The sequence below is a fragment of the Planococcus wigleyi genome, from assembly GCF_014836985.1.
In the GTDB taxonomy this organism is placed as follows: domain Bacteria; phylum Bacillota; class Bacilli; order Bacillales_A; family Planococcaceae; genus Planococcus; species Planococcus notacanthi.
In genome coordinates this window covers 371,937-396,058 of sequence record NZ_JACSPU010000005.1, presented here as the reverse complement: position 1 = coordinate 396,058, position 24,122 = coordinate 371,937, and the positions used below count along the sequence as shown (strand labels likewise).

Genomic DNA, 24,122 nt, shown 5'->3' with positions numbered 1-24,122 from the left:
GGATGAAGATAGATAACATAGATTGATAATTATTTTGCTCCATATCTTAATTTAATAAACAGCAATTTATCTTATAGTTGTTTCTAACCCCACAACCCTTAGAAGAAAGAGCGAAGGGTGGCGACTCCTTGGGGATCAGCGAAGTGCCGAAATCCACTCGGGCAGCCGGCCCGAGTTAGTTCGGCGCAAGCCCGCCGGAAAGCGTCCACCCGGAGCGATTTCTTCAAATCAACGCTCCTTGTATGAATTAATTATAAAAAATAAACTAATTTCGAGGTGAAACAATTTGCAATTGCAGACAATGAACAGCCCATTCGATCAGGAACAGGTCGAACTTATCAATCGCTTATTGCCGATGCTGACCGACAATCAGAAAATTTGGCTGAACGGCTATTTGGCCGGCACACAATCAGCCGCCACAGTAGCGGTACAGGAACAACCCGGATTGGAATGGTATGCACAGCAAGGCGGTGCACCGGTTGCCACGCGTGAAATCACCATTCTGGTTGGCTCCCATACCGGCAACTGCCAATCGGTTGCCAAAGAGGTTTCGAAAAAGCTTCAGGATAAAGACTATCAAGTGAAACTGACGCCAATGGACGAGTTTAAACCGAAAGACTTGAAGAAAGTTGAAGATTTATTGGTTATCACCAGTACGCACGGGGATGGCCATCCGCCGGATAACGCCCTTGCTCTTTATGACTTCCTGCACAGCAAACGTGCTCCGAAGCTTGATGATGTCCGGTTCTCGGTGTTGTCATTGGGGGACAGCTCCTACGAATTCTTTTGCCAGACCGGGAAGGATTTCGATAAGCGTCTGGAGGAATTGGGTGCCAAACGCATTCATCCGCGTGTAGACGCCGATTTGGATTTTGAAGAACCGGCAGAGGAATGGTTCGACGGCGTCTTCAGCATCTTGAACAAAGACAAAGAAACAGATCGTCCTGGTCCGGGACCTGCTTCGGCTGCTCAAGAAATTCCAGCTGCCAGCAAGCCTGCCTATTCCCGCAGCAATCCGTTCAACGCGGAAGTTCTGGAAAATATCAATTTAAATGGGCGCGGGTCGAATAAAGAAACGCGCCATCTGGAACTCGATTTGGAAGGGTCTGGCCTGCAATACGAACCGGGAGACAGCTTGGGGATTGTTCCTGAAAACGAAGACAAGCTGGTTGATCAATTGATTGCGGCGGCAGGATGGAATCCAAATGATTCGGTATCGATCAACAAGCAAGGCGAGACGAGTTCCTTGCGCGACGCATTGATTACGACTTTTGAAATCACCAGCCTGTCGAAGCCGTTGCTTGAAAAAGCGGCTGCTTTTGCACAAGGCGATGCGCTGAACAATTTAGTGGAACCTGAAAACAAAGAACAGCTCCAGGCCTACATTTATGGAAGAGATCTGATCGATTTAACGGAAGATTTCGGCCCATGGCAAGTGCCTGCTGCTGAATTCATTAAAATCCTGCGCAAAATACCGGTTCGCCTGTATTCGATTGCCAGCAGTGCAAAAGCGAATCCGGATGAAGTTCATTTGACCGTAGGCGCATTGCGCTACGAAGCGAACGGACGGAAACGGACGGGCGTCTGCTCGACGCAATGTGCAGAACGTTCAGAAGCCGGCGCAACGCTCCCGGTGTTCATCCAAAGCAATAATAGTTTCCGTTTGCCTGAAAATCCGGAGACGCCGATCATCATGATCGGTGCTGGAACAGGCATCGCTCCTTACCGTGCTTTCATGGAAGAACGGGAAGAAACGGATGCACAAGGAGACGCATGGCTGTTCTTCGGTGAACAGCATTTCGTCACCGATTTCCTTTACCAGACTGAATGGCAAAGATGGTTGAAGGATGGCGTCCTGACGAAGATGGATGTCGCCTTCTCCCGGGATACGGCAGAAAAGATTTATGTTCAGCACCGTTTGATGGAAAAGAGCCAGGAAGTGTATCAATGGTTGGAAGCTGGCGCGAATGTCTATGTCTGCGGCGATGAAAAATACATGGCCAAAGATGTCCATGCTACATTAGCAGCTATTCTGGAGCAGGAAGGCACTATGAGTGCAGAGCAAGCGGAAGAGTACCTGACTTCCATGCGCAGCGACAAACGTTACTTGCGCGATGTTTATTAAGGGAATCTGCATCATGTGTGAGTCGATGATTTTTTATATTTTTAACTGCATGGCCATAGGAAGTAGAGCGGAAGGCGTCCGCCTGGAGCGACTTCTTCAACATTGAAAGGAGCTTATCATGAAAATTAAAGAATTGACTGACATAGAAGGCACTCCAAGTGAAATGGAGGTCATCAAAGACCGAACCAACTACTTGCGGGGCAATATTGAAGAAAGCTTTGCGGAGCGTTTGACGGCTTCGATTCCGGATGAAGACACCAAACTATTGAAATTCCACGGCAGCTATATGCAGGATGATCGGGATATCCGCAACGAACGTGCCCAGCAGAAACTTGAGCCTGCCTACCAATTCATGATCCGTGTCCGCTTGCCTGCAGGCGTTGCCACGCCGCATCAATGGCTGACGATGGACAACCTGGCAAACACACATGGCAATGGCACTTTAAAGCTGACGACACGCCAGACTTTCCAGATGCACGGCATTTTGAAATGGAATATGAAGAGCACCATCCAGGAAATGAACCATGCCCTGATGGATACGATTGCCGCTTGCGGGGACGTCAACCGGAACGTCATGTCGACATCCAATCCGTATCAGTCGGATGTTCACGGAGAAGTCTATGACATCTCCCGCGAATTAAGTGAACACTTGCTTCCGAAAACAAGAGCCTATCATGAAATTTGGCTGGATGAAGAAAAAGTCGTCGACAGCAACGAAGCAGAAGAAGTGGAGCCGATGTACGGGCGCTATTATTTGCCGCGGAAATTCAAAATCGGTTTTGCGATTCCTCCTGCCAATGATGTCGACATCTACTCCCAGGATCTTGGGTTTATTGCCATCCTGGAAGGCGGCAAGCTGCAAGGCTTCAACGTTACGGTGGGAGGCGGCATGGGCATGACGCATGGCGACGCGAATACGTATCCGCAATTGGCGCGCGTCATTGGATTCTGCCCGCCGGATAAAGTCAATGAAGTCGGCGAGAAAATCCTGACCATCCAGCGTGATTACGGAAACCGGACGGACCGGAAAAATGCCCGTTTCAAATACACTGTCGACAGACTGGGCCTTGATTGGATCAGAAATGAACTGAACACGCGCCTCGGCTGGGAGATTGAAGAAGAGCGACCTTTCCAGTTCGACCGCAACGGCGACCGTTATGGCTGGATTGAAAGCGACGGCAAATGGCATTTGACGCTATTCATCGAGAACGGCCGCGTCAAAGACTTTGATGGCTACCCATTGATGACGGGGCTCCGTGAAATTGCCCATGTCCACACAGGGGAATTCCGCTTGACCGCCAACCAGAACTTGATCATCAGCAATGTCACAGCGACAAACAAAGCGAAAATTGATGCTTTAGTAGAAAAATACGGACTGACTGACGGCAAAGAAAATTCAGCGCTGCGCCAGAATTCGATGGCGTGTGTGGCATTGCCGACTTGTGGTTTGGCAATGGCAGAAGCGGAACGGTATTTGCCGGTGCTGATCAGCAAAATCGAAGATACGCTGGACGAAGCAGGCCTGCGTGACGAAGAAATCATCATCCGCATGTCAGGCTGTCCGAATAGCTGTTCACGCCCTGCACTGGGGGAAATCGGCTTTATCGGCAAAGCGCCCGGAAAATACAATATGTATTTAGGTGCGGGCTTTGCAGGAGACCGGTTGAACAAAATGTACCGCGAGAACATTGGAGAAGAAGAGATTTTAGCAACGCTGAAACCGATCTTTTTCCAATTTGCAAAAGAACGCCAGGAAAATGAACATTTTGGCGATTTCGTGATCCGCGCCGGTTATGTGGCACCGGTCACGTCTGGTCTTAATTTCCATAGCTGAATCAACTAAAGTCCAATCAGTAGCCCGGGGGTGATTTCCGGGCTATTGTTGTCAGGAAAATCCATGGAAGAGGAGTGTTCACATTGAAATACAGTTACATATCCCATCTTTATTGCCCAAAATGCGAGGCCGTTTACGATACGAAGCAACAGCATCAATTATGCACATGCGGTTCGCCATTATTGGTGGATTACCATTGGGACGAACTGAAAGCGGATCTGAAACGCGATGAGGTAGAAAAAAGGCAGCCGACTTTATGGAGATACCATGAGATGTTGCCGGTGGAAGACGAAGCGAACGTGGTGTCGCAAGGCGAGGGCATGACGCCGCTGATAGCGATGCCAGCCCTTGGAAAAGACATGGATGTGGAAAATCTCTATATGAAAGACGAGGGATTGGTGCCGACAGGGACGTTTAAAGCAAGAGGCGCAGCTGTCGGCGTGTCCAAGGCGAAGGAAGTGGGCGTCAAGGAATTCGCAATGCCGACTAACGGCAATGCGGGGGCTGCGTGGGCCCTTTATGGCGCCAAAGCCGGTATCCAATCGACCATCGTCATGCCGCAGGACGCACCGAAAATCACGCGCAACGAAGTGGCCTTGTCCGGGGCGAATCTGTATTTAGTCAATGGACTGATCAGCGATGCCGGAAAAATCGTCGGACAAGCTGTAAAGGACTTTGGCCTGTACGATGTATCGACGCTAAAAGAGCCATACCGCATCGAAGGCAAGAAAACGATGGGTTTGGAAATTGCCGAACAGATGGGCTGGGAAATGCCGGACGTCATTCTCTACCCGACTGGCGGGGGAGTGGGCTTGATCGGCATCTATAAAGCCTTGAATGAACTGAAGAAACTGGGGTGGATCGAGGGCAATCTGCCGCGCTTGGTGGCTGTTCAGGCGACGGGTTGCGCGCCGATTGTCAAAGCCTGGGAAGAAGGAAAGCACGAGTCCGAATTCTGGGCAAATTCCAGCACACAGGCTTTTGGCATCAATGTGCCGAAAGCGCTGGGCGATTTCCTGGTGTTGGATGCCATCTACAAAACAAAGGGCTGCGCTATTGCCGTGGACGATCAGGAAATGCTTGCGGAACAAGGAAAAATTGCCCGTCTTGAAGGCTCCTTTATCTGTCCTGAAGGCGCGGCCGTTTTTGTGGCCATCCGTGAGTTGCGAAAACAAGACTGGATCAAAGAAGGCGAAACGGTTGTCGCTTTGAATACCGGAGCGGGCATTAAATACCCGGATACCGTGAATATCGATGTGCCAATTCTGGAAATCGGCGATTCGATCACTGTGAATTCCTGAAGCAGATAGGGAAATGCTGATACGTTAAAGGGGTGGGCGAATCATGAAAATTAAAGGGAATCTTCTGGCACAAATTCTAATCGCTTTTGCTGTGGCAGTCATTTTGGGCATTATTGTTGGTCCGGCAATTGACGTCATCGCGCCCTTGGGCGACTTGTTCTTAAGGCTGATCAAATTTATCATTGCACCTTTAATATTGGCGACGCTGGTCGTCGGAATCGCCAGCACAGGAGACCCTAAACAATTAGGGAGAATCGGCATAAAAACCATTTCGTATTATTTGGCGACAACCGGGATTGCCGTTGTCATTGGTTTGGGATTTGCTTATTTGATTTCTCCAGGAAAAGGGCTTGATCTCAGCATTCCGGAAACTACGGTGGAAGTAAATGAAACAGGCGGCGCCATCGCCACTTTGCTGAATATCATTCCGGAAAATCCGTTTGAAGCGCTTGCTTCGGGGAATATTCTGCAGATTATCTTTTTCGCTGTATTTATTGGATTGGCGATTACGTTAGTCGGAAAACCGGCTGCTCCTGTTTACCGCTTCTTTGAAGGATTTGCAGAGGTGATGTATAAAATAACGGGCATCATCATGCGATTCGCTCCAATTGGTGTTTTAGGGCTAGTGGCACCGGTTGTCGGCCAATACGGATTATCCGTCTTGCTGCCTTTGGCGAAATTGATTTTGGCGGTGGCCCTTGCCTGCTTATTCCATGCAGCTGTCGTCTATTCGCTGGCGGTCAAAACTTTAGGGAAGACCAGTCCATTGAAATTCTTTAAAGGAGTCGCTCCAGCTGCTGCCGTTGCGTTCAGTACATGCAGCAGCTCGGGGACCTTGCCTGTAACATTCAAGAACACCCAGGAAAACTTGGGGGTTTCCAGAAAAATAAGCAGTTTTGTGCTGCCTCTTGGCGCAACCCTGAATATGGACGGTGCAGCTATTTATCAAGGCATCGCAGTCGTCTTTATTGCCCAGGTTTCTGGAGTGGAGCTTTCACTGTCCCAATTGTTGATTGTGATTTTGACGACGATCTTGGCTTCCATCGGTGCAGCCGGAGTTCCGGGTGCAGGCCTGATTATGCTGGCAATGGTCGTAAGTGCAGCCGGTCTGCCGCTTGAAGGAATTGCTTTGGTTGCCGGAGTTGACCGAATCCTCGATATGTTCAGAACGTCTGTCAACGTGGTTGGCGACGCTTCAGCTGCGGTCGTGGTGGCCGCCACTGAAAACGAACTGTGGATCGATGAGCCGGCAGCAGACTTCATCTCTGATGAAATTCCAGCTGGTGAGCTCAGTGCTTGGAACTTCAAGTGATAGTGGAATAAAGAACTTAACAACAAGCTGAATTCTGAAACCCTTCATCAGTCCTTAAACCTGGTGAAGGGTTTTTAGTTGGGTGAAATCGTCATTCATGAAAGGGTGCTGTGGAGTTGTCGCCTATCTTATTTGCTTTTGCTGTTCTATGATAAGGAAAGAAGAAAGCCAGAGCGTTTTTTGGAAGGAAGATTGAAATGGCAGCAGGAAAATGGACGGCCTTATTTTGGATTGCCCTAGCAGAACTGTTTGCCTTGAGTTTATGGTTCAGTGCAAGTGTGACGGGACCGGAATTGAGGGAGCTTTGGAATCTCACTACATGGACGGAAGCCTGGTTGTCGGCCTCGGTTCCAGTTGGTTTTATCATCGGTACATTGCTCAGCGTCTGCTTCGGCATTTCAGATCGCTTTAATGCACGGAAAGTTTTTGCGTTTTCCGCAGTGGCGGGAGCGCTGATTAATGGCTTGCTGATGATTCCCGACAGTGCCCTTATCGGCATTACACTGCGGGTATTGACCGGCATGGCACTTGCCGGCGTTTATCCGACCGCAGTCAAAATGCTTTCACAATGGTTCCCATCAAAAAGAGGATTGGCACTTGGGATTTTGATTGCGGCATTGACTTTAGGTTCGTCTCTGCCTCATTTTATCAGTATCTTTTCTTCCACATTGGATTGGAAGTTAGTCATCGTCGTTAGCTCGCTGCTGGCCTTGGCTGCGGCGGCTATTATGAACTGGCTCGTACGAGATGCCCCAGATTCTTCGCAAGGAATGGTATTTTCGTTTAAATTGATTAAACGAGTGCTGCTCAATAAACCTGTCATGCTGGCGAACTACGGCTATTTTGGCCATATGTGGGAATTGTATGCAATGTGGACGTGGCTTCCTGTTTTTCTTGCCGCCAGCTTTGCCAGTGCCTCCTCTCACATCAATCCGGCGACCATTGCTTTTGCGTCTTTTTTATCGATTGGAGTTGCAGGAGCAGTTGGAAGTGTATTGGGTGGTTTAGTGGCAGACAAATTGGGGAGGTCGCGGCTGACCGTTCTTTCTCTCGGAGTCAGTGGTGCCTGTTCAGTTATCATCGGTTTCACGTTCGGACAGGCTTTATGGCTGACGTTGCTGGTCGCAGTGATTTGGGGGATGTCTGTGATTTCCGATTCTGCCCAATTTTCAGCAGCGGTAACGGAATTTGCAGATGCTCCGTATTTAGGGACAGCTCTGACATTCCAAATGTGCATCGGGTTTTTGATCACCATTTTCTCAATCAATTTAATTCCAATTGTGCAAAGCATTATCGGGTGGGAGTGGGTGTTTGCAGTATTGAGCATCGGTCCTGTATTGGGCTTGATTTCCATGACGAAATTCCGTATCTATGAAATAAAATCAGCTAAACAATAGTCTTTAGTACATAGACAAAAAGAACTATCGCTTTTGCGTGAAAATGATTATGATAGAGAGAAAAGAACGTAGATGGTTGCAAAGGGGATAGCAGGATGAATTGGTTGCCGAAGAGAAAAGATAAGGTAGCAGCTTTCTGGGAATGGTTTGAAGACAATAAAAAAGCCTATTTTGATTTGGACGATTCCGGTAGAGACAAGCTCTTTAACCAATTGGAAAAGAAGTTGCATAAAGTAAACCGGCATCTGGCTTTTGAACTCAGTGAAGGGCTGGTGGACGGAAAACGGGAATTCATCGTCAGCGCTGATGGCATGGTGGAAGCATTTGACGCTGTGATCAATCTGGTCGGCCAAGCCCCTGATTTGCCACTCTTTACGATCGTGGCGTTTCGTCAGCCGCAGGAAGAAGAGGTTTCCATCGAGTATGGGGAAATTGAACTGTCATGGGAAGACATTTTCTGCACCTTCGAAAAAGACAGCGATGAAGTCAACCTGATTTTGTACATCAAAGGGTTTACAGAAGACAATGAAGATGAATTCGTCTCGGCTTCATTTATTCTGCTGGATACGATCATCGGCGAATACAATGCCGGCATGCGCATCGGTGAAATCGAATTTACCAGTTACGAAGGGCAGCCGGACGTCCGGCCAGTGAAGGAACTGCAAAGCCTTTTTTAATGGAGAGCGAAACCGCACTGAATAACCCAAGCAAAAGGCCTGTCTGAAATCTTCAGACAGGCTTAGACTATAGACAAAGTCTTTCAAAAATGAATAGCGGTGCATACCCCAACCGGTCCGGCCACTTCGCGTTCCGTGGGCTCAGCTTCAGCCTCCTCGTCACTGCGTTCCTGCGGGGTCTTCAGCTTTCGCTGTCCCACAGGAGTCTCCGTGGCCAGCCCGATCGGGGGCGTGTAGCTTCAATCAAAGGAAATAGCCTGCTAGTCAGAATCCGGAAACCATCGTCATCGTCCCAATAAACTTAGTAACTCCTTCATACAAAAATCCGTAACGCAAGGCGGCGAAGGGCAAAGATATGCTCCTGCATCGCTTCGCTAGCTTCGTCGCAAGCTCGCAGGAAAGCGTCCACCTGGAGTGCAGGATCCAATAGAAAGACAACAAATTGCATATTCACCCTTTGAGCGACATAAATATTCTTTTGTCTACAAGCTGGGCCTGTCTGAAATCTTCAGACAGGCTTTTTACTTTTGAACTTATGAGGATTGTTCTTGCTTATTAAGGCGTTGACGGACAGATGAAAGGGCAGGAGTGATGGCTTTCTTTACAAGTGCTTTGGCTAAGCCGAATTCATAACTGATTTTCCAAAAATGGTTCAGGCTTGTATCAATCATTTGCTTGATCGAATAGCCTGTGCGGCAGTCTGTTGTCAATAGACCGAGAATGGCATATTGCGAATGATTTTCTCTAGCCATTTATACGCCTCCCTATATCAAGTTCATATAGATTTCTTTGCTGTAACATACTCTTTTTTTGATTTTTTGTATATATTTTAATAAGAAAATGCTTTATGCATTCATTAAACAGGTATAGCAAGTAAAAGGAGGGAGAGCGATGGAGAATAAAGAAAAAGCTGGAAAGAAAAAAGGTCGGGCAATTTCCAACAAACTGACAGCAGATATGATTAGCTCACTGCCAACCTGTATAAAAGGGTGGTTATCCGAAATTGGAGCTATTGGCCATGAACAAATCAATTTGGTGAGCCTTAAGCAATCGGGGGTAATGAAACTGAAACCGGAACAGAAGCGGTGGACCGTATCCGAAGCAGAACAAATCAGCCATACAGATCCACCCGCTTTCCGATGGATCGTGAAGTTGAAAATGGGAAAAGGATTGGTTGTGACAGGAAAAGACAGTTTTTTGGAAGGGAAGGCAGGCATGCATATCAAGCTCGCCGGCATTATTCCGATTTCCAAAACAGTTGATGATGAAAAGACCAATGAATCCGCACTCCAGCGTTACCTGATGGAGCTAGCCTGGTATCCTTCGGCTGTCCTCAGTCCCTTCATTTCCTGGGAGGAGGTGGACGCACACTCCGCAACAGCGACCATGAATTTTGAAGGCCTTAAAGGTTCTGTCACTTATTTTTTCAATGAACAAAACGAATTGCTGAAAGTGGAAGCCTGGCGCTACAAAGACAGTGGAGAAGACGCCCGTCCCCTGCTGTGCGTGGGCACTGTTAAAAAGCAGCGGAAAGTGGGGGGACTGACCGTTCCAGTGAAGATGGAAATCAGCTGGATGCTGGAAGAAGGGCCGTTCACTTGGTATCGATTTGATGTACATGACATACGATTCAATTCTATCAATGGACGATTTTCCTGAAGAAAAATTGAATTGCAGGACTGCAAAAAATCGGAATGCATTCGGAAATTTTTCTAAGTGCCTTTATAAAAATATAACGCCCTTTTCCTGGTCTAATTTCAACGGTTGGATGAAAGTATAAAATTGATTTATACACTAAACGTATACATTGTGAAAAAAATCACAGAAATTTCATTGTTTTTTGACAGATTGTCTTGACCTGCTCTTCAGATACAGGTACCATATTTAGAATACTTAAAACTGAATAGTGAATTCTTATCGAGAGAAGTTGAGGGACTGGCCCTATGAAGCTTCAGCAACCAGCCGAAAGGTCAGGTGCTAAATCCAGCAGGCAAGAAATTGTCTGGCAGATGAAAAGGAACGAGTTTGATATCGTAAAGCCTTCTTTTTCATGAAGGCTTTTTTTGTATATATGGGAGGTTGAGAAGAGTGGGTTTATTAGACGAATTAAAGACCAGGATTTTGACAGCGGATGGAGCCATGGGAACATTGCTGTATTCGTATGGCATCGAATATTGCAACGAGGAATTGAACCTGCAGCGCCCGGAAGTGATTGAGAAGATCCATCTGGATTACATCAAAGCCGGTGCGGACATCATCCAGACCAACACGTATGGAGCGAATGCGGCGAAGCTGGCACGCTACGGTTTGGAAGCGCAAGTCGCTGATATCAATAAAGCCGCTATCGACATCGCCAAACGCGCGGCAGCGCCAGGCGGCCAATTTGTTTTCGGGACCATCGGCGGAATCCGCGGAATCCGGAAAAGCGATGCCACCATGCAGGAAATCATTGCGATGGTCGATCAGCAGGCAAGCCATTTGCTGTCGGGAGATCCGGACGGTCTGTTGCTGGAAACCTACTACGATTTCGAAGAACTCGCGGAAACGGTCAAGCACCTGAAAGGGATGACCGACACGCCATTGATTGCGCAAGTATCTATGCATGATCCAGGCATTCTGCAAAATGGAATGTCGTTGAATGAAGCCCTGCATCAATTGGAAACGCTTGGCGCAGATATTGTCGGCGTCAACTGCCGCCTGGGACCTCACCATACCATCCAGGCTTTTGAAGAAGTCACCTTGCCTGAAAAAGCGTTTTTGTCAGCTTATCCGAATGCCAGCCTGCTGGATGTAGAAGATGGGCGGATCGTCTATGAATCGGAAGCGGATTATTTTGGACGCGCCGCTTTGTTGTTGAGAGAAGAAGGGGTCCGTTTAATTGGGGGCTGCTGCGGCACGACGCCAAAGCACATTGAAGCGGTGAAAAAGCACCTGAACCATTTGCCGCCGATTGTCCATAAAGAAGTCACGGAAAGAAAACCGATTGTCATCCGTGAAGCGGAAGCATTGGCAGTCAAACCGCTTCATGAAAAAGCCAAAACGGAACGGACCATCATTGTGGAACTGGACACACCGCGCCATTTGGATACCACTAAATTCCTGGAAGGCTCTGCCGCTTTGAACGAGGCCGGAGTGGATGCCGTAACCATGGCGGACAATTCTTTGGCATCGCCGCGCATCAGCAATATGGCGATGGGCTCCATCCTCAAACACAAGCAAGACATTCGGGCGCTTGCCCACATTACTTGCCGTGACCGCAACCTGATCGGTCTGCAATCGCATTTGATGGGGCTCGATGCGCTCGGAATCCATGATATACTCGCCGTAACAGGAGATCCGACCAAAGTCGGCGATTTCCCGGGAGCAACCAGCGTCTATGACGTCTCGAGCATGGAATTGATCCAATTGATCAAAAAGCTCAATGAAGGGATTTCATTTTCCGGCAAGCCTTTGCGGAAAAAAGCCAACTTTTCAGTCGCTGCGGCATTCAACCCGAATGTCCGTGTGCTGGACCGGGCCGTAGCGAGACTTGAGAAGAAAATCGAAAGCGGTGCGGATTATTTCATCTCGCAGCCGGTTTACACAAAAGAGAAAATCATCGAAATCCACGAAGCGACCAAACACCTGGAGACTCCGATTTTTATCGGAGTCATGCCGTTGACGAGCATCCGCAGTGCCGAATTCCTGCACAATGAAGTGCCGGGCATCAAGCTGTCGGAAGATGCGCTTGAACGCATGCGCGCTTGCGGTGAAGACAAAGACCGCGCAACAGCAGAAGGCATCCAGATTGCGAAAGAATTGATCGATACGGCGGCTGAACTGTTCCATGGCATCTACCTGATCACGCCGTTTGTCCGTTACGATATGACCGTGGAATTGATCCATTACATCAGACAACTAGATCAACAGAAAGAGAGCGATCCTATACATGTCCAAACATCTTATTGAACAACAACTCGAAAAAAGAATATTGATCATCGATGGAGCTATGGGAACCATGATCCAGAATGCGGATCTTTCTCCGGAGGATTTTGGCGGCGATGAATTTGACGGCTGCAACGAATATTTGAATATTATCCGTCCGGAGGTTATTGAAGAGATCCATGCGGCCTATCTGGAAGCGGGAGCTGATATTCTTTGCACCAATACATTCGGCGGAACGCCGATCGTGTTGGATGAGTATGGAATCGGCAATCAGGCAGCGGAAATCAACCGGCGTGGAGTGGAAATCGCCAAAAAGGCTGCTGCTGCTTTTTCAACGCCGGAATGGCCGCGTTTTGTGGCCGGCGCTATTGGACCGACGACGAAAACATTGTCGGTGACGGGCGGCGCGACATTCGATGAAATGCTGGAAAACTTTTATGTGCAAGCCAAGGCTTTGATTGAAGGCGGAGCGGATTTGATTTTGTTGGAGACAAGCCAGGACATGCTGAATGTCAAAGCGGCGACCATCGGCATCAAACAGGCGTTTGAAGAAACCGGAATCGAATTGCCGATTATGGTGTCAGGGACCATCGAACCGATGGGCACGACACTTGCCGGGCAAAGCATCGAAGCGTTCTACATCTCGATTGAACACGTCAAACCTTTGTCGGTCGGCTTGAACTGTGCAACAGGACCAGAATTCATGACGGACCACATCCGCTCGCTATCGGAGTTGTCGGATGGCTATGTCAGCTGTTACCCGAACGCCGGCCTGCCGGACGAAGATGGCCATTACCATGAAACGCCGGAATCACTGGCGAAAAAACTGCGCGGCTTTGCCGATAAAGGCTGGTTGAACGTCGTAGGCGGCTGTTGTGGAACTACGCCTGCACACATCAAAGCAGTCCGTGAAGCAATGGAAGGTCTGGCACCAAGAAAGCCGGACCCGGTTGACCACGGCCATGTGGTGTCTGGGATCGAACCGCTGCAATACGATGAAACCATGCGTCCGCTGTTTATCGGAGAACGCACAAATGTCATCGGTTCCCGCAAATTCAAGCGTTTGATCATCGATGGCCAGTTTGAAGAGGCTGCCGAAATCGCCCGTGCACAAGTCAAGAATGGTGCGCATGTCATTGACATCTGCCTGGCGAACCCGGACCGGGATGAAGTGGAAGACATGACGAACTTCATGAAAGAAGTTGTCAAGAAAGTCAAAGTGCCATTGGTGATTGATTCCACGGATGAAGAAGTCATTGAAGTGGCGCTGAAATATTCACAAGGCAAAGCAATCATCAACTCGATCAACCTGGAAGATGGGGAAGAGCGTTTTGACGCAGTGATGCCGCTGGTGAAAAAATATGGGGCAGCAGTTGTTGTCGGAACGATCGACGAGCCGGGAATGGCCGTTACACGTGAGCGCAAACTGGAAATTGCCGAACGGTCTTATGATCTGCTGGTCAATAAATGGGGTCTGGCACCGGAAGATATCATTTTCGATCCACTGGTCTTCCCGGTCGGTACAGGAGATCAGCAATACATCGGCTCTGCAGTAGAAACCATTGAAGGCATTCGCCTGATCAAGGAAAAAATGCCGCGAGCTTTGACCATTCTTGGCGTCAGCAACGTATCTTTCGGTTTGCCGCCGGTTGGCCGTGAAGTGCTGAATGCGGTTTATCTATACCACTGTACGCAGGCTGGATTGGATTACGCCATCGTCAATACAGAAAAACTGGAGCGTTATGCATCGATTCCGAAGCTGGAAATCGATATGGCCAATGAATTGCTGTTTACGACAACTGATGAAACTTTAGCTGAATTCACCGCTTTCTACCGCGATAAGAAAAAAGAAAAGACCGAAGACGATATCCCGAAAACGGTGCCTGACCGTTTGGCTTATTACATTATCGAAGGCACAAAAGAAGGGTTGATTCCAGACTTGGAAAAAGCTCTGGAGATGTACGATGAACCGCTGGATGTTATCAATGGACCTTTGATGAAAGGAATGGCTGAAGTTGGCCGGCTGTTCAATGACAATCAATTGATTGTCGCCGAAGTGCTGCAAAGTGCCGGCGTCATGAAAGCCGCGGTTTCATTCCTTGAACAGTTCATGGAGAAGAAAGAAGACGATTCCGGAAAAGGAAAAATCGTTCTGGCTACCGTAAAAGGCGATGTCCACGACATCGGTAAAAACCTGGTCGAAATCATTTTGAGCAATAATGGCTTTAAAGTAATCGATGTCGGCATTAAAGTGTCGCCGGCGACTTTGATTGAAGTGATCCGCAAAGAAAAGCCGGACATGATTGGCTTGTCTGGCTTGCTGGTCAAGTCTGCAAAACAGATGGTCATCACCGCCCAGGATTTCAAGGAAGCGGGCATCGATGTGCCGATTCTGGTAGGCGGCGCGGCTTTGTCGAGACGCTTTACGGAAACCAAGATTTCAGCGGAATACGATGGACCGGTCATCTATGCAAAAGACGCGATGCAGGGGCTGGATCTGGCCAACCGTCTCCAAAGTGGAGCCGGCAAACAGGAATTGCTGCTGGAATTGGATGCCCAACAGGAAAAGCGCCAAGCTTCTGAAGCAGCGCGCGCAGCCAAGCCGGCTGTTGCTGTTGCTGAAAAGCCGGTCAAGACGGTTCGTGAAGACGTACCGGTTTACGTACCGAATGATTTACGGCGCCATGTGCTGAAGGAATATTCAGTGGCGCACCTGTATCCTTACGTCAACATGCGCACCTTGATCGGCCATCATCTTGGGCTGAAAGGCTATAATGATAAAACCCTGGCAAATGGGGATCCGCGTGCGGTTCAGCTGCATGAACTGGCTACGAATTTCTTGGGCTCCGGCTTATTGAAGCCATCTGGACTTTATCAATTTTTCCCGGCTCAAAGTGACGGCGACGATGTCGTCATCTACGACCCGAAAGACGCCAAAACGGAAATCGAACGCTTTACGTTCCCGCGCCAATCGGCTCCGCCATTCCTATGCCTGGCCGATTATTTGAAATCGGTCGACAGCGGGGTAATGGATTATGTGGCCTTTATGCAAGTGACTGCAGGATTCGGTGTCCGTGACGAAGCAACACGTTTGAAAGAACAAGGCAAGTTCCTGGAAAGCCATGCACTTCAGGCAACTGCGCTGGAATTGGCAGAAGGCTTTGCCGAACGCATCCATCAGGAAATCCGCGACCAATGGGGCTTCCCCGACGCAACGGATTTCTCGATGCGCGAACGCTTTGCTGCGAAATACCAGGGGCAGCGCTTTTCTTTCGGCTACCCGGCTTGTCCGAACCTGGAAGACCAGGCAAAACTGTTCAACCTCATCAAACCCGAGGACATCGGCGTCCATCTGACAGAAGAATACATGATGGATCCCGAAGCTTCCGTATCGGCAATCGTTTTTGCCCATCCTGATGCAAGGTATTTTATTGTGGATCAATGAAGAAAAGCGGAAACGGCCGTGTAGCTCTGCCGGGCATAAGGCAGACCGGCAAAGTGGCGCTCTTTGCCACGGCGCTGGGTTGGCTTATGACCCAAAGAGCTGGGCGCTGTAGCTGGACAAGAAGAAAAGCGGAAGTAGCCGTGTAGCTGGACAATACGTAAACAAAATAATAAGCAGAAGCAGGAAATTAAATTTTCCTTGCTTCTGCTTTTAATTTTGTTTAAAAAAAGACACTCAGCTTGATGCTGAATGTCTTTTCGGGCAGATAGATCAATTAACTTTATCCAGCAAAAAGCCGTAGCCTTCTGCTTCCATTTCCGCTTCTGGGATAAACAGCAGGGCGGCGCTGTTCATGCAATAGCGAAGTCCACCTTTGTCTTTGGGTCCGTCATTGAAAACGTGCCCCAAGTGGCTGTCGCCGGCGCGGCTTCTGATTTCAGTCCGTTTCATGAACAGCATGCCGTCTTCATGCTCAGTGACGACAGCTGGATCAATGGGTTTGGTGAAACTCGGCCATCCGGTTGTGGAGTCGTATTTATCCGCAGAAGAGAACAAGGGCTCTCCGGTAGTGATGTCCACATAAATGCCCGGTTCGTAGAAACCATCGTATTCATTGGAGAAAGAAGGTTCAGTCGCGTCTTCCTGTGTCACTTCATATTGGATGTCCGTCAACTTCGCTTTCAATTCTTCGTCGCTTGGTTTCGGATAAAGCGCCGGATCGATCAATGACTGAGCGCCTCCTTCAATTTCCTGATCTTCCAACGTATCAAACTCAACGTGGCAATAGCCATCCGGATTTTTTTCAAGGTAATCCTGGTGGTATTCTTCTGCCAGGTAATAATGTTCAAGCGCTTCGACTTCAGTGACGATCGGATCGTCATAGCGTTCTTTCTCTGCAGCAACTGCTTTGTCGATGACAGCACGGTCGGCTTCACTTTCATAATAAATGCCGGTCCGGTATTGCTCACCACGGTCATTTCCTTGCTGGTTCAGAAGTGTCGGATCGATGATCATGAAATAATGGCCAAGCAACTTCTCCAAGTCCACACGTTCGGGATCGTATCGGACGTGGACTGTTTCGGCATGTCCGGTATTGTCATGGATCACTTCTTCATAGCTCGGATTTTCGGTGTTGCCGTTTGCATAACCCGAGGTGACGTCATAGACGCCGTAAACCCGTGCCATATAAGCCTCGACTCCCCAGAAGCAACCGCCGGCCAGCCAAATATCCTGCAGTTTGTCTGTGTCGAATTCAAGGTCTGTGTTTGGATTGTCTGGAAATTTGGATGTGCTTGTATCCGCCGATTGACCGGTGGCTGCACTGCCGGAATTGAAGGTTGAACACCCGGAAAGCACCAGCAGCAATAAAATCAAAAAGCCTAAAAATGAGATCTTTTTCATGAGGAAGCTCCTGCCTTTCATAATTGAGTAAGTTCACATGGATGGGTATGTTGATCGCAGGCAAGGGCAGCTTAAAAGTCATTGATGGAATGGAAATGGTGTAAACGTTTTCTTTGTTTTTCTATCTACAGTTTAATCGAATGCCTGAAAAAGAGGAACTGAAGCGGTTCGAAACAAGCGGCTATTTTATGAAGTATGTCACAAAATGGATTCACGTTCTATTGCAGGGCGTGATAGTGGAGAGGATTCGGAATGACATGCTAAGATTTAAGGACTTGCGAAGGGAGATAGACAGATGATTTCATTGAATATCCTCGATTATTCGCCGATTGACGAAGGCGGCACGGCAGCGGCTGCCCTGAAGCAGACAACGGAACTCGTTCAACTGGCCGAACGTCTCGGCTATAAGCGCTTTTGGGTGGCTGAACATCACCAGGTGGAGTCGGTTGCCGGCAGTACGCCTGAAATGCTGATGATGCATTTGGCGACGTCCACTGAGACCATCCGAATCGGTTCGGGAGGCGTTATGCTGCCGCATTACAGCGCTTATAAAGTTGCGGAGAATTTCCGGATGCTTGAAGCACTGCATCCGGGCCGCATCGATCTTGGCATCGGCCGCTCCCGCAGCTACCGGATTGTCAATGAAGCTTTAAATGAAAGCAAAACGAAACGGCTGCCTTATGATCAGCAATTGACGGATTTGCAGAAATACTTTAGTGATGACATTAACAGCGAGCACCGCTTTCGATCGTTGAAGGCCATGCCGATTGTGGAGACAGCGCCTGAATTGTGGCTGCTTGGAACCGGGCAGGGCAGCGCCCGTCTTGCTGCTGAACAAGGAATGGGCTATGCGTATGCCCATTTCGCTAAGCCATCGCAGCAAGGCGTGGAGGTAGTGGACACATACCGTGAAGAATTCCAGCCATCGCCCTTTCTTCAGGAACCGAGAGTAATCATCGCTGTTTTTGCAGTCGTTGCTGAAACGCTGGAAAAAGCCGAGGAGCTGGCGACGGCTTTTGATCTATGGCTGTTGTTTGTTGAATCCGATTCACCGCCTCCTTATTACCCGTCCGTTGAGACGGCGAAAAAGCGCGGCTTCAACGCCAGTGAACAGAAAAAAGTGGCACGCAACCGGCAGCGTATGCTGATCGGCACACCGGAACAAGTAAAAGCCCAGGTCGAATCCATTGCAGAACGCTATAAGACAGACGAAATCACCATCATTCCGAACATTTTCGGAGCGGATAACCGCATGGACACGCTGCATTTATTGGCAGGTGCATTTAATCTCAATGGAAAATGAAACCATTTCTGCTGCTTCTGCGTATACATTAAAAAGCAGAAGAGGCGGGGATGATGGATGGCAATCAAAACGAGAAGCAAGGAGAAAAAAGATCGCTGGTGGATTTTTGATGTAATAGACTTTTTCACTAGTATCTTGGATGTGATTTTCTTTCTTCCGCGTTCAGTTTTCCGGTTCCTCAAGGAATTATAAGGAAATCTGCTCGTTGGGGAGTGGAAAATAGTTGTCCTGGAAAATGTGTATCCGCATAAACAGAAAAACCGCGTCAGCGAGTGAGCTGACGCGGCTTTTTCGTGTTCGGAAAGTATTTATGTGAGTTTGGAAAGTATTTCATTCGAAATGGAAAGTATTTGCGCCGTTTTGGAAAGTATTTCACTCCATGCGGATAGTATCGCCAATTAAATGGAAAAAAACCGCCCGAAAAGGCGGCTTTCCACAGTTTTATAGCTTTGCAAAATCAGGGTCAGCGACTTTTACCAATTGCTTGCCGAGGTTGGTGCCTTTGAAGAGTCCAAAAAATGCTTCCGGTGTGTTTTCAAAGCCTTCGACAATCGTTTCGTCGTATTTCAATTTGCCTTCCTGCAGCCATTCGGCAAGTGCCGCGGCGCCTGTCGGCAACTCTTTCGCGTAATCGCCGAGCGTGAAGCCTTTCATCATGGAGCTGGTCTTGATGAATTTCCATTGCATACGCGGACCGACGTCTTCGCCTGGCGAGTTGTAAGACGAAATTGAACCGCATAGTGAAACGCGTGCATTTCTGTTCAGCTGATTGATGACCGCGTCAGATACGTCGCCGCCGACGTTATCGAAGTAAACATCGACGCCATCCGGAAGCGCGTTGATCAAGTCTTCTTCGAAGCTGTCTTTCTTGTAGTTGACGGCTGCGTCAAAGCCGAGCTCATTGACCAAGTAATCGACTTTGTCATCAGATCCCGCGATGCCTACTGCACGTGCGCCTTTGATTTTAGCGATTTGTCCGACAATCGAACCGACTGCACCGGCCGCGCCTGAAACGACAACCGTTTCGCCAGCCTGTGGTTTGCCGATGTCCAGCAAGCCGAAGTAAGCTGTAAGGCCGGTCAATCCAAGAACGCTGAGGCGTGCCGTAATCGGTGCTTGAGATGGATCGACTTTTTGCAATTTCTCTGGAGCTGCTACATTGTATTCAGCCCAGCTAAGGTTACTGTTGACGATGTCGCCTTTTTTAAATAAATCCGAATTGGACTCGACCACTTCGGCAAGAACGCCGCCGACCAATACTTTATTTAATTCGAATGGTGCGATATACGATTTTACGTCTCGCATCCGGCCGCGCATATAAGGGTCTACTGATAAGTAAAGTGTTTTCAAGAGGACTTCGTTTTCGCCCGGTGCCGGAACGTTTTTTTCGACAAATTTAAAATCATCGTTGGTCGGCATGCCTTCAGGGCGATTCACCAAATGAATTTCTTTATGAGTTTGTGCTGTCATGGAAAATTCCTCCTAATTTACGAATTCGTTGAAAAGCGTAACATTCGAACTGGGGCTGGTCAAAAATAATGTACCAGAAAAAGGGGGCGAGCGTGTATTCTTGATTCCTGAAAATCCGTATGCTATTTTGAAATACCGAAGCCTTTCGGAAGAGAACCTATATGCAGAAAAGAGGAAGTTTCATGAATCCACTATATACAGAATTATTTAAAGAAATTACATTGCCGAACGGCGTCGTCCTAAACGACCGCTTAGGTGTAGCACCGATGACGACGTATTCCGGAAATGAAGACGGCACCGTCTCGGATCAGGAACTAACCTATTACAACCGCCGCGCTGGACTTGGAAGCCTGTACATATCTGCGTGCATCGCCGTTTCAGAAAACGGCATCGCGTTCCCGAACCAGTTTATCGGTTTTGACGACAATGCGATTCCGCGTTTGACTCAAATGGCTAAAGAAATGAAATCAAAAGGCAGCAAAGCGATTCTGCAAATTCAGCATGGCGGACGACAAGGGCAGGCTGAGCTGATCAAGACGAATGAAACGGTTGCGCCAAGTTCAGTGCCGAATGCATCAGGCAAGCCGGCACCACGTGAATTGACAGAAGCGGAAATCGAAGCGATCATCGTTGATTTTGGTGAAACGACTAGAAGAGCGATTGAAGCGGGCTTTGACGGCGTAGAAATCCATGGTGCCAATACTTACTTGCTTCAGCAATTCATTTCTACGGCTACAAACCTGCGCCAGGATCAATGGGGAGGCAGTTTGGAAAACCGCATGAAGTTCCCGTTGGCTGTATTGAAAAAAGTCAAAGACATTGTCGCTGAATATGCAGATGAACAGTTTATCGTCGGTTACCGATTGTCTCCGGAAGAAAACAATGAAACGACAGTTGGCTATACTATAGAAGAAACAAAAATTTTGGTGGAAGAATTGATTCAAGGCGGCATCCATTATCTTCATGTATCGCTGATGGAATTCAAGAAAAAACCAAGAGGCGCTGAACAAGGCGACAGCATTGTCCGTATCCTCGCGAACCACATCAATGGCCGCATTGCTTTTGTCGCAGTCGGAAGTGTGAAAACACCTGAAGATGCATTGACGGCATTGGAAGAAGGGGCGGATATCGTCGTGATCGGCCGCCAAGCACTGATCGATCCGGAATGGACCGAGAAAGTGAAGCAAGGCAAAGAGCAGGAAATCCATCCGGTCATCACACAAAAAATGGTCGGCACTTTGGATATTCCACAAAATATGTGGCATCTCATCACATCGTACGGCATGGTCAAAGTAGCAGATAATTAATCAAAACGAAATCGAAAAAAGTGCAGCATCCAGATTTTTGGGATGCTGCACTTTTTTATTTTCAACCGGTATATACCGAATCGTAAGGATATCGGTAATGTTCATTGCGCGGTTTCATTAAGATAAAGAACAAAGTCAACGGCCCGACACGGCCGGTGAACATCACCAGGCTCAACAGGATTTCGCCAAGAGGACTTAAATCACCGGTAATGCCCATCGACAAGCCGACCGTTCCAAAAGCGGAAACCACTTCAAATGCCAAAGGCAGGAACGGAATTTTCTCCGTCACAGCCAATAAAAACAGGAAGAAGATTACCAGCAATACACTGATTGTGGTGATGGCGAGTGAACGCAATATCGCTTCCAGCCGGATGGATCTTCCAAAAATCTCAGGTTCGCGTTGTGAACGCAAAAACGCAACAGCTGCCAGGATGACAACGACAAATGTGGTCAACTTGATGCCGGAAGCCGTCGAAGCGCTGCCGCCGCCGATGAACATCAACAGCATGGTGAACAGCAGAGTTGGATCTTCAAAATTTCCGTAGTTCAGCGTATTGAATCCTGCAGTACGCGGAGTTACTGCACTGAAATAGGAAGCCCATAACTTATCCGGCAAGGACATATGCCCGAGAGTGCCCGGGTTGCCATATTCCAAAGCGAAAATGACGATCATGCCAATCGCATTTAAAATTAAAGTGCCGCTGACCATCAGTTTGGTATGCAATGCCCATTGGCGAACTGCTTTTTTTGATAGACATCGATGACAACGGTGAACCCGATGCCCCCTACGATAAATAACGCAGAGATTAATAGGTTCACAAGCGGATCTCCGGCAAAACTCATCAAGTTATCAGGAAACAAGGAGAACCCGGCGTTATTGAACGCGGAAATGACATGGAAGACACTGTAATGGAGTGCATCTTTAAAGCCGAATTCCGGTATCCAGTAGAGGGTCAGCAGTATGATGGCAACCGCTTCTACAGATAAAGCAAAAGTGAGAATCAGTTTAACAAGCTTGACGATGCCGCCAATAGTACTTTGCGACAGTGATTCCTGGACGTAAATCCGGTTTTGGAGCCCAATTTTCTTACGGAACAGAATGAGGATGGCAACCGCGAATGTCATCAATCCGATGCCTCCGCATTGAATCATCACAAGAAGGACCAGCTCCCCAAATCCTGTAAGTACCGTGCCTGGATCAAAGACGCTGAGTCCAGTCACTGTCGTGGCCGAAGTAGCAGTGAAAAAAGCATCGGTCCAGGAAATTGGCCGTGTAGTCGCGAACGGCATCTTCAACAAAATTGTACCTGCCAAGATCAACAACAAAAAGCTTCCGGAAATCACCACCGGGGGAGAAACGGCGATCCGCTTCTTTTTCCAGGAACGCATACGAGACCCTTCCTTCATCGAGAGAACTGAAATATGAGCCTACTCTATGCCTGTTTGAAGAAACTGTCAATGAAAATTATCCACTAATACAACCCTTTCTTTAAAGTTTTGAAAAGAGCATCCGTAGTTGCAGTCTTTTAGTAGTTAGTATAATCAGAAAAAAGTGAATACTTCCTATGAATCCATACAGAATATCGGTATAATTAAAAAAAACAAGGGGGTAGAGAGATGAAGAAAACGAAGGCAAGTGCATTTTCTTTAGTCATTGCCGGAAGCATGGTCTTGGCAGCTTGTGGAGAAGACAATACGACGACGAATCCGGAAGAAGGCGGTGGGGACACTGCTGGATTGGAAGCGAATATTGTCACCATTGCTACTGGTGGAGCATCCGGGCCCTATAACATCATTGGATCAACGCTGGCTGAAACCTACAGTTCACAGTACGGCGTCAACTCGAGAACCCAAACAACCGGGGCCTCTGTGGAGAACGTCAACTTGATCAAAGAAGACAAAATCGAAATGGCATTCACGATGAGTGACGTGGTCAGCCAAGCGGTGGAAGGAACTGAAGGCTTTACAGAGCCGACAGATAAAATCAGCCAAATCGCTGCTTTGTATCCTAACTATGTGCAAATCGTCACCACAGCGGATTCAGGTATTGAAACTTTCGAGGACCTGCGCGGCAAGCGAATTGCAGTGGGCGATCAGAACTCGGGAGTGGAAGTGAACGCGCGTACGCTGCTTGAAGGCTACGGCATCACCTACGATGACATTCAAGTGGATTATCTGGGGTATGCGGAAGCGGCTGACGGCTTGCGTGCCGGACAGATCGACGCGGCCTTCCTGACAAGCGGCCTGCCGAATGCATCACTGCTGGAGCTTTCTGAAACACTGGACATCCGCATGGTTTCCATCGCTCCTGAAGATGTAGAGCGGGTAGCGGAAGACCAGTCCTACTTTATTGCACTTGAGATTCCAGCAGATACTTACGGAAATGAAGAACCTGTTCCGACTGCAGCAATCATGAACGCATTGGTGGTCCACTCGGATATGAGCGAAGACGATGTCTACGAATTGACCAAAACCTTCTTCGAAAATCTGGACACGCTCGAGAATTCTCACCAGGCAGCCGCCGATATTACATTGGAAGCTGCACAGGAAGGCTTGGTGGCACCGTTGCATCCAGGGGCACAGCGTTACTACGATGAACAATAAAGTATTGGCGGGAGGAGCATGT

Annotated in this window: 16 protein-coding genes, 1 pseudogene and 1 riboswitch; of the genes and pseudogenes, 13 read left to right on the top strand and 4 right to left on the bottom strand. The window is 48.3% G+C overall.

The features are described from left to right. The first annotated feature begins 286 nt into the window (after window positions 1-286). The 6 genes from H9630_RS15565 (at window position 287) to H9630_RS15540 (ending at window position 8,646) form a co-directional block, all read left to right on the top strand. A complete protein-coding gene (locus tag H9630_RS15565) occupies window positions 287-2,125 on the top strand; it encodes an assimilatory sulfite reductase (NADPH) flavoprotein subunit (protein ID WP_191716412.1) in 1,839 nt (612 codons plus the stop codon). Between the two features lie 118 nt (window positions 2,126-2,243). Beyond that, entirely contained in the window at window positions 2,244-3,959 is a 1,716-nt protein-coding gene (gene cysI, locus H9630_RS15560) for an assimilatory sulfite reductase (NADPH) hemoprotein subunit (RefSeq protein WP_191716411.1), read from the top strand. Window positions 3,960-4,042: 83 nt separating this feature from the next. Further along, window positions 4,043-5,260, top strand: a complete 1,218-nt coding sequence (locus tag H9630_RS15555; RefSeq protein ID WP_191716410.1) for a threonine synthase — start codon at window positions 4,043-4,045, stop codon at window positions 5,258-5,260. Between the two features lie 49 nt (window positions 5,261-5,309). Then, window positions 5,310-6,572 (top strand): dicarboxylate/amino acid:cation symporter, encoded by a 1,263-nt coding sequence (locus tag H9630_RS15550; RefSeq protein ID WP_404825540.1) that lies wholly within the window; start codon window positions 5,310-5,312, stop codon window positions 6,570-6,572. 197 nt (window positions 6,573-6,769) lie between these two features. Next, complete coding sequence (locus H9630_RS15545; RefSeq protein ID WP_191716408.1) at window positions 6,770-7,969, top strand: MFS transporter; 1,200 nt, start codon at window positions 6,770-6,772, stop codon at window positions 7,967-7,969. A gap of 95 nt (window positions 7,970-8,064) precedes the next feature. Beyond that, window positions 8,065-8,646, top strand: coding sequence for a hypothetical protein (locus tag H9630_RS15540; protein ID WP_191716407.1), 582 nt, complete (start codon window positions 8,065-8,067; stop codon window positions 8,644-8,646). Between the two features lie 533 nt (window positions 8,647-9,179). Here H9630_RS15540 and H9630_RS18960 read toward each other — a convergent pair. Next, on the bottom strand, window positions 9,180-9,398 hold the full coding sequence (locus tag H9630_RS18960) for a hypothetical protein (RefSeq protein ID WP_404825535.1): 219 nt from the start codon (window positions 9,396-9,398) through the stop codon (window positions 9,180-9,182). A gap of 139 nt (window positions 9,399-9,537) precedes the next feature. Between H9630_RS18960 and H9630_RS15530 the strand changes: the two genes are divergently transcribed. From H9630_RS15530 to metH, 3 genes are all read left to right on the top strand, one after another. Continuing rightward, window positions 9,538-10,305 carry a DUF6920 family protein gene (locus tag H9630_RS15530; protein ID WP_191716406.1) on the top strand — a complete coding sequence of 256 codons (768 nt, stop codon included), beginning with the start codon at window positions 9,538-9,540 and terminating at the stop codon, window positions 10,303-10,305. 252 nt (window positions 10,306-10,557) lie between these two features. After that, window positions 10,558-10,662, top strand: a riboswitch (SAM riboswitch). Between the two features lie 72 nt (window positions 10,663-10,734). Then, window positions 10,735-12,594: a bifunctional homocysteine S-methyltransferase/methylenetetrahydrofolate reductase gene (locus tag H9630_RS15525; RefSeq protein WP_191716405.1), complete on the top strand. Its 1,860-nt coding sequence runs from the start codon at window positions 10,735-10,737 to the stop codon at window positions 12,592-12,594. Next, window positions 12,575-16,015 carry a methionine synthase gene (gene metH, locus H9630_RS15520; protein ID WP_191716404.1) on the top strand — a complete coding sequence of 1,147 codons (3,441 nt, stop codon included), beginning with the start codon at window positions 12,575-12,577 and terminating at the stop codon, window positions 16,013-16,015. The genes H9630_RS15525 and metH overlap by 20 nt, the downstream gene beginning before the upstream one ends. A 270-nt stretch (window positions 16,016-16,285) precedes the next feature. Here metH and msrB read toward each other — a convergent pair whose 3' ends face one another. Next, on the bottom strand, window positions 16,286-17,416 hold the full coding sequence (gene msrB, locus H9630_RS15515; protein WP_191716403.1) for a peptide-methionine (R)-S-oxide reductase MsrB: 1,131 nt from the start codon (window positions 17,414-17,416) through the stop codon (window positions 16,286-16,288). Between the two features lie 295 nt (window positions 17,417-17,711). On the opposite strand from msrB, the gene H9630_RS15510 reads away from it, so the two are divergent. Both H9630_RS15510 and H9630_RS18890 read left to right on the top strand, forming a co-directional pair. After that, on the top strand, window positions 17,712-18,719 hold the full coding sequence (locus H9630_RS15510; RefSeq protein WP_191716402.1) for an LLM class flavin-dependent oxidoreductase: 1,008 nt from the start codon (window positions 17,712-17,714) through the stop codon (window positions 18,717-18,719). After that, window positions 18,709-18,834 (top strand): hypothetical protein, encoded by a 126-nt coding sequence (locus H9630_RS18890; protein ID WP_263615975.1) that lies wholly within the window; start codon window positions 18,709-18,711, stop codon window positions 18,832-18,834. Before H9630_RS15510 ends, H9630_RS18890 begins: the two co-directional genes overlap by 11 nt. A 326-nt stretch (window positions 18,835-19,160) precedes the next feature. Here H9630_RS18890 and H9630_RS15505 read toward each other — a convergent pair whose 3' ends face one another. Further along, window positions 19,161-20,189: an NADP-dependent oxidoreductase gene (locus H9630_RS15505; protein ID WP_191716401.1), complete on the bottom strand. Its 1,029-nt coding sequence runs from the start codon at window positions 20,187-20,189 to the stop codon at window positions 19,161-19,163. A 182-nt stretch (window positions 20,190-20,371) separates the two neighbouring features. Here H9630_RS15505 and H9630_RS15500 point away from each other — a divergent pair, with 182 nt between their 5' ends. Beyond that, a complete protein-coding gene (locus H9630_RS15500) occupies window positions 20,372-21,496 on the top strand; it encodes an NADH-dependent flavin oxidoreductase (RefSeq protein ID WP_191716400.1) in 1,125 nt (374 codons plus the stop codon). A 61-nt stretch (window positions 21,497-21,557) separates the two neighbouring features. Here H9630_RS15500 and H9630_RS15495 read toward each other — a convergent pair. Continuing rightward, window positions 21,558-22,885 (bottom strand): annotated as a pseudogene (locus H9630_RS15495) (TrkH family potassium uptake protein). Window positions 22,886-23,113: 228 nt separating this feature from the next. Between H9630_RS15495 and H9630_RS15490 the strand changes: the two are divergent. Continuing rightward, the gene (locus H9630_RS15490; protein WP_191716399.1) at window positions 23,114-24,100 is read left to right on the top strand and encodes a TAXI family TRAP transporter solute-binding subunit; all 987 of its coding nucleotides are present in this window, start codon (window positions 23,114-23,116) and stop codon (window positions 24,098-24,100) included. Window positions 24,101-24,122 lie beyond the last annotated feature (22 nt).

Bases quoted from the DNA above. Each gene is read 5' to 3' on its own strand.
- cysI (WP_191716411.1), top strand. From the start codon at position 2,244: ATGAAAATTAAAGAATTGACTGACATAGAAGGCACTCCAAGTGAAATG.
- H9630_RS15545 (WP_191716408.1), top strand. From the start codon at position 6,770: ATGGCAGCAGGAAAATGGACGGCCTTATTTTGGATTGCCCTAGCAGAA.
- H9630_RS15540 (WP_191716407.1), top strand. From the start codon at position 8,065: ATGAATTGGTTGCCGAAGAGAAAAGATAAGGTAGCAGCTTTCTGGGAA.
- H9630_RS18960 (WP_404825535.1), bottom strand. From the start codon at position 9,398: ATGGCTAGAGAAAATCATTCGCAATATGCCATTCTCGGTCTATTGACA.
- H9630_RS15530 (WP_191716406.1), top strand. From the start codon at position 9,538: ATGGAGAATAAAGAAAAAGCTGGAAAGAAAAAAGGTCGGGCAATTTCC.
- metH (WP_191716404.1), top strand. From the start codon at position 12,575: ATGTCCAAACATCTTATTGAACAACAACTCGAAAAAAGAATATTGATC.
- msrB (WP_191716403.1), bottom strand. From the start codon at position 17,416: ATGAAAAAGATCTCATTTTTAGGCTTTTTGATTTTATTGCTGCTGGTG.
- H9630_RS15510 (WP_191716402.1), top strand. From the start codon at position 17,712: ATGATTTCATTGAATATCCTCGATTATTCGCCGATTGACGAAGGCGGC.
- H9630_RS18890 (WP_263615975.1), top strand. From the start codon at position 18,709: ATGGAAAATGAAACCATTTCTGCTGCTTCTGCGTATACATTAAAAAGC.
- H9630_RS15505 (WP_191716401.1), bottom strand. From the start codon at position 20,189: ATGACAGCACAAACTCATAAAGAAATTCATTTGGTGAATCGCCCTGAA.
- H9630_RS15500 (WP_191716400.1), top strand. From the start codon at position 20,372: ATGAATCCACTATATACAGAATTATTTAAAGAAATTACATTGCCGAAC.
- H9630_RS15490 (WP_191716399.1), top strand. From the start codon at position 23,114: ATGAAGAAAACGAAGGCAAGTGCATTTTCTTTAGTCATTGCCGGAAGC.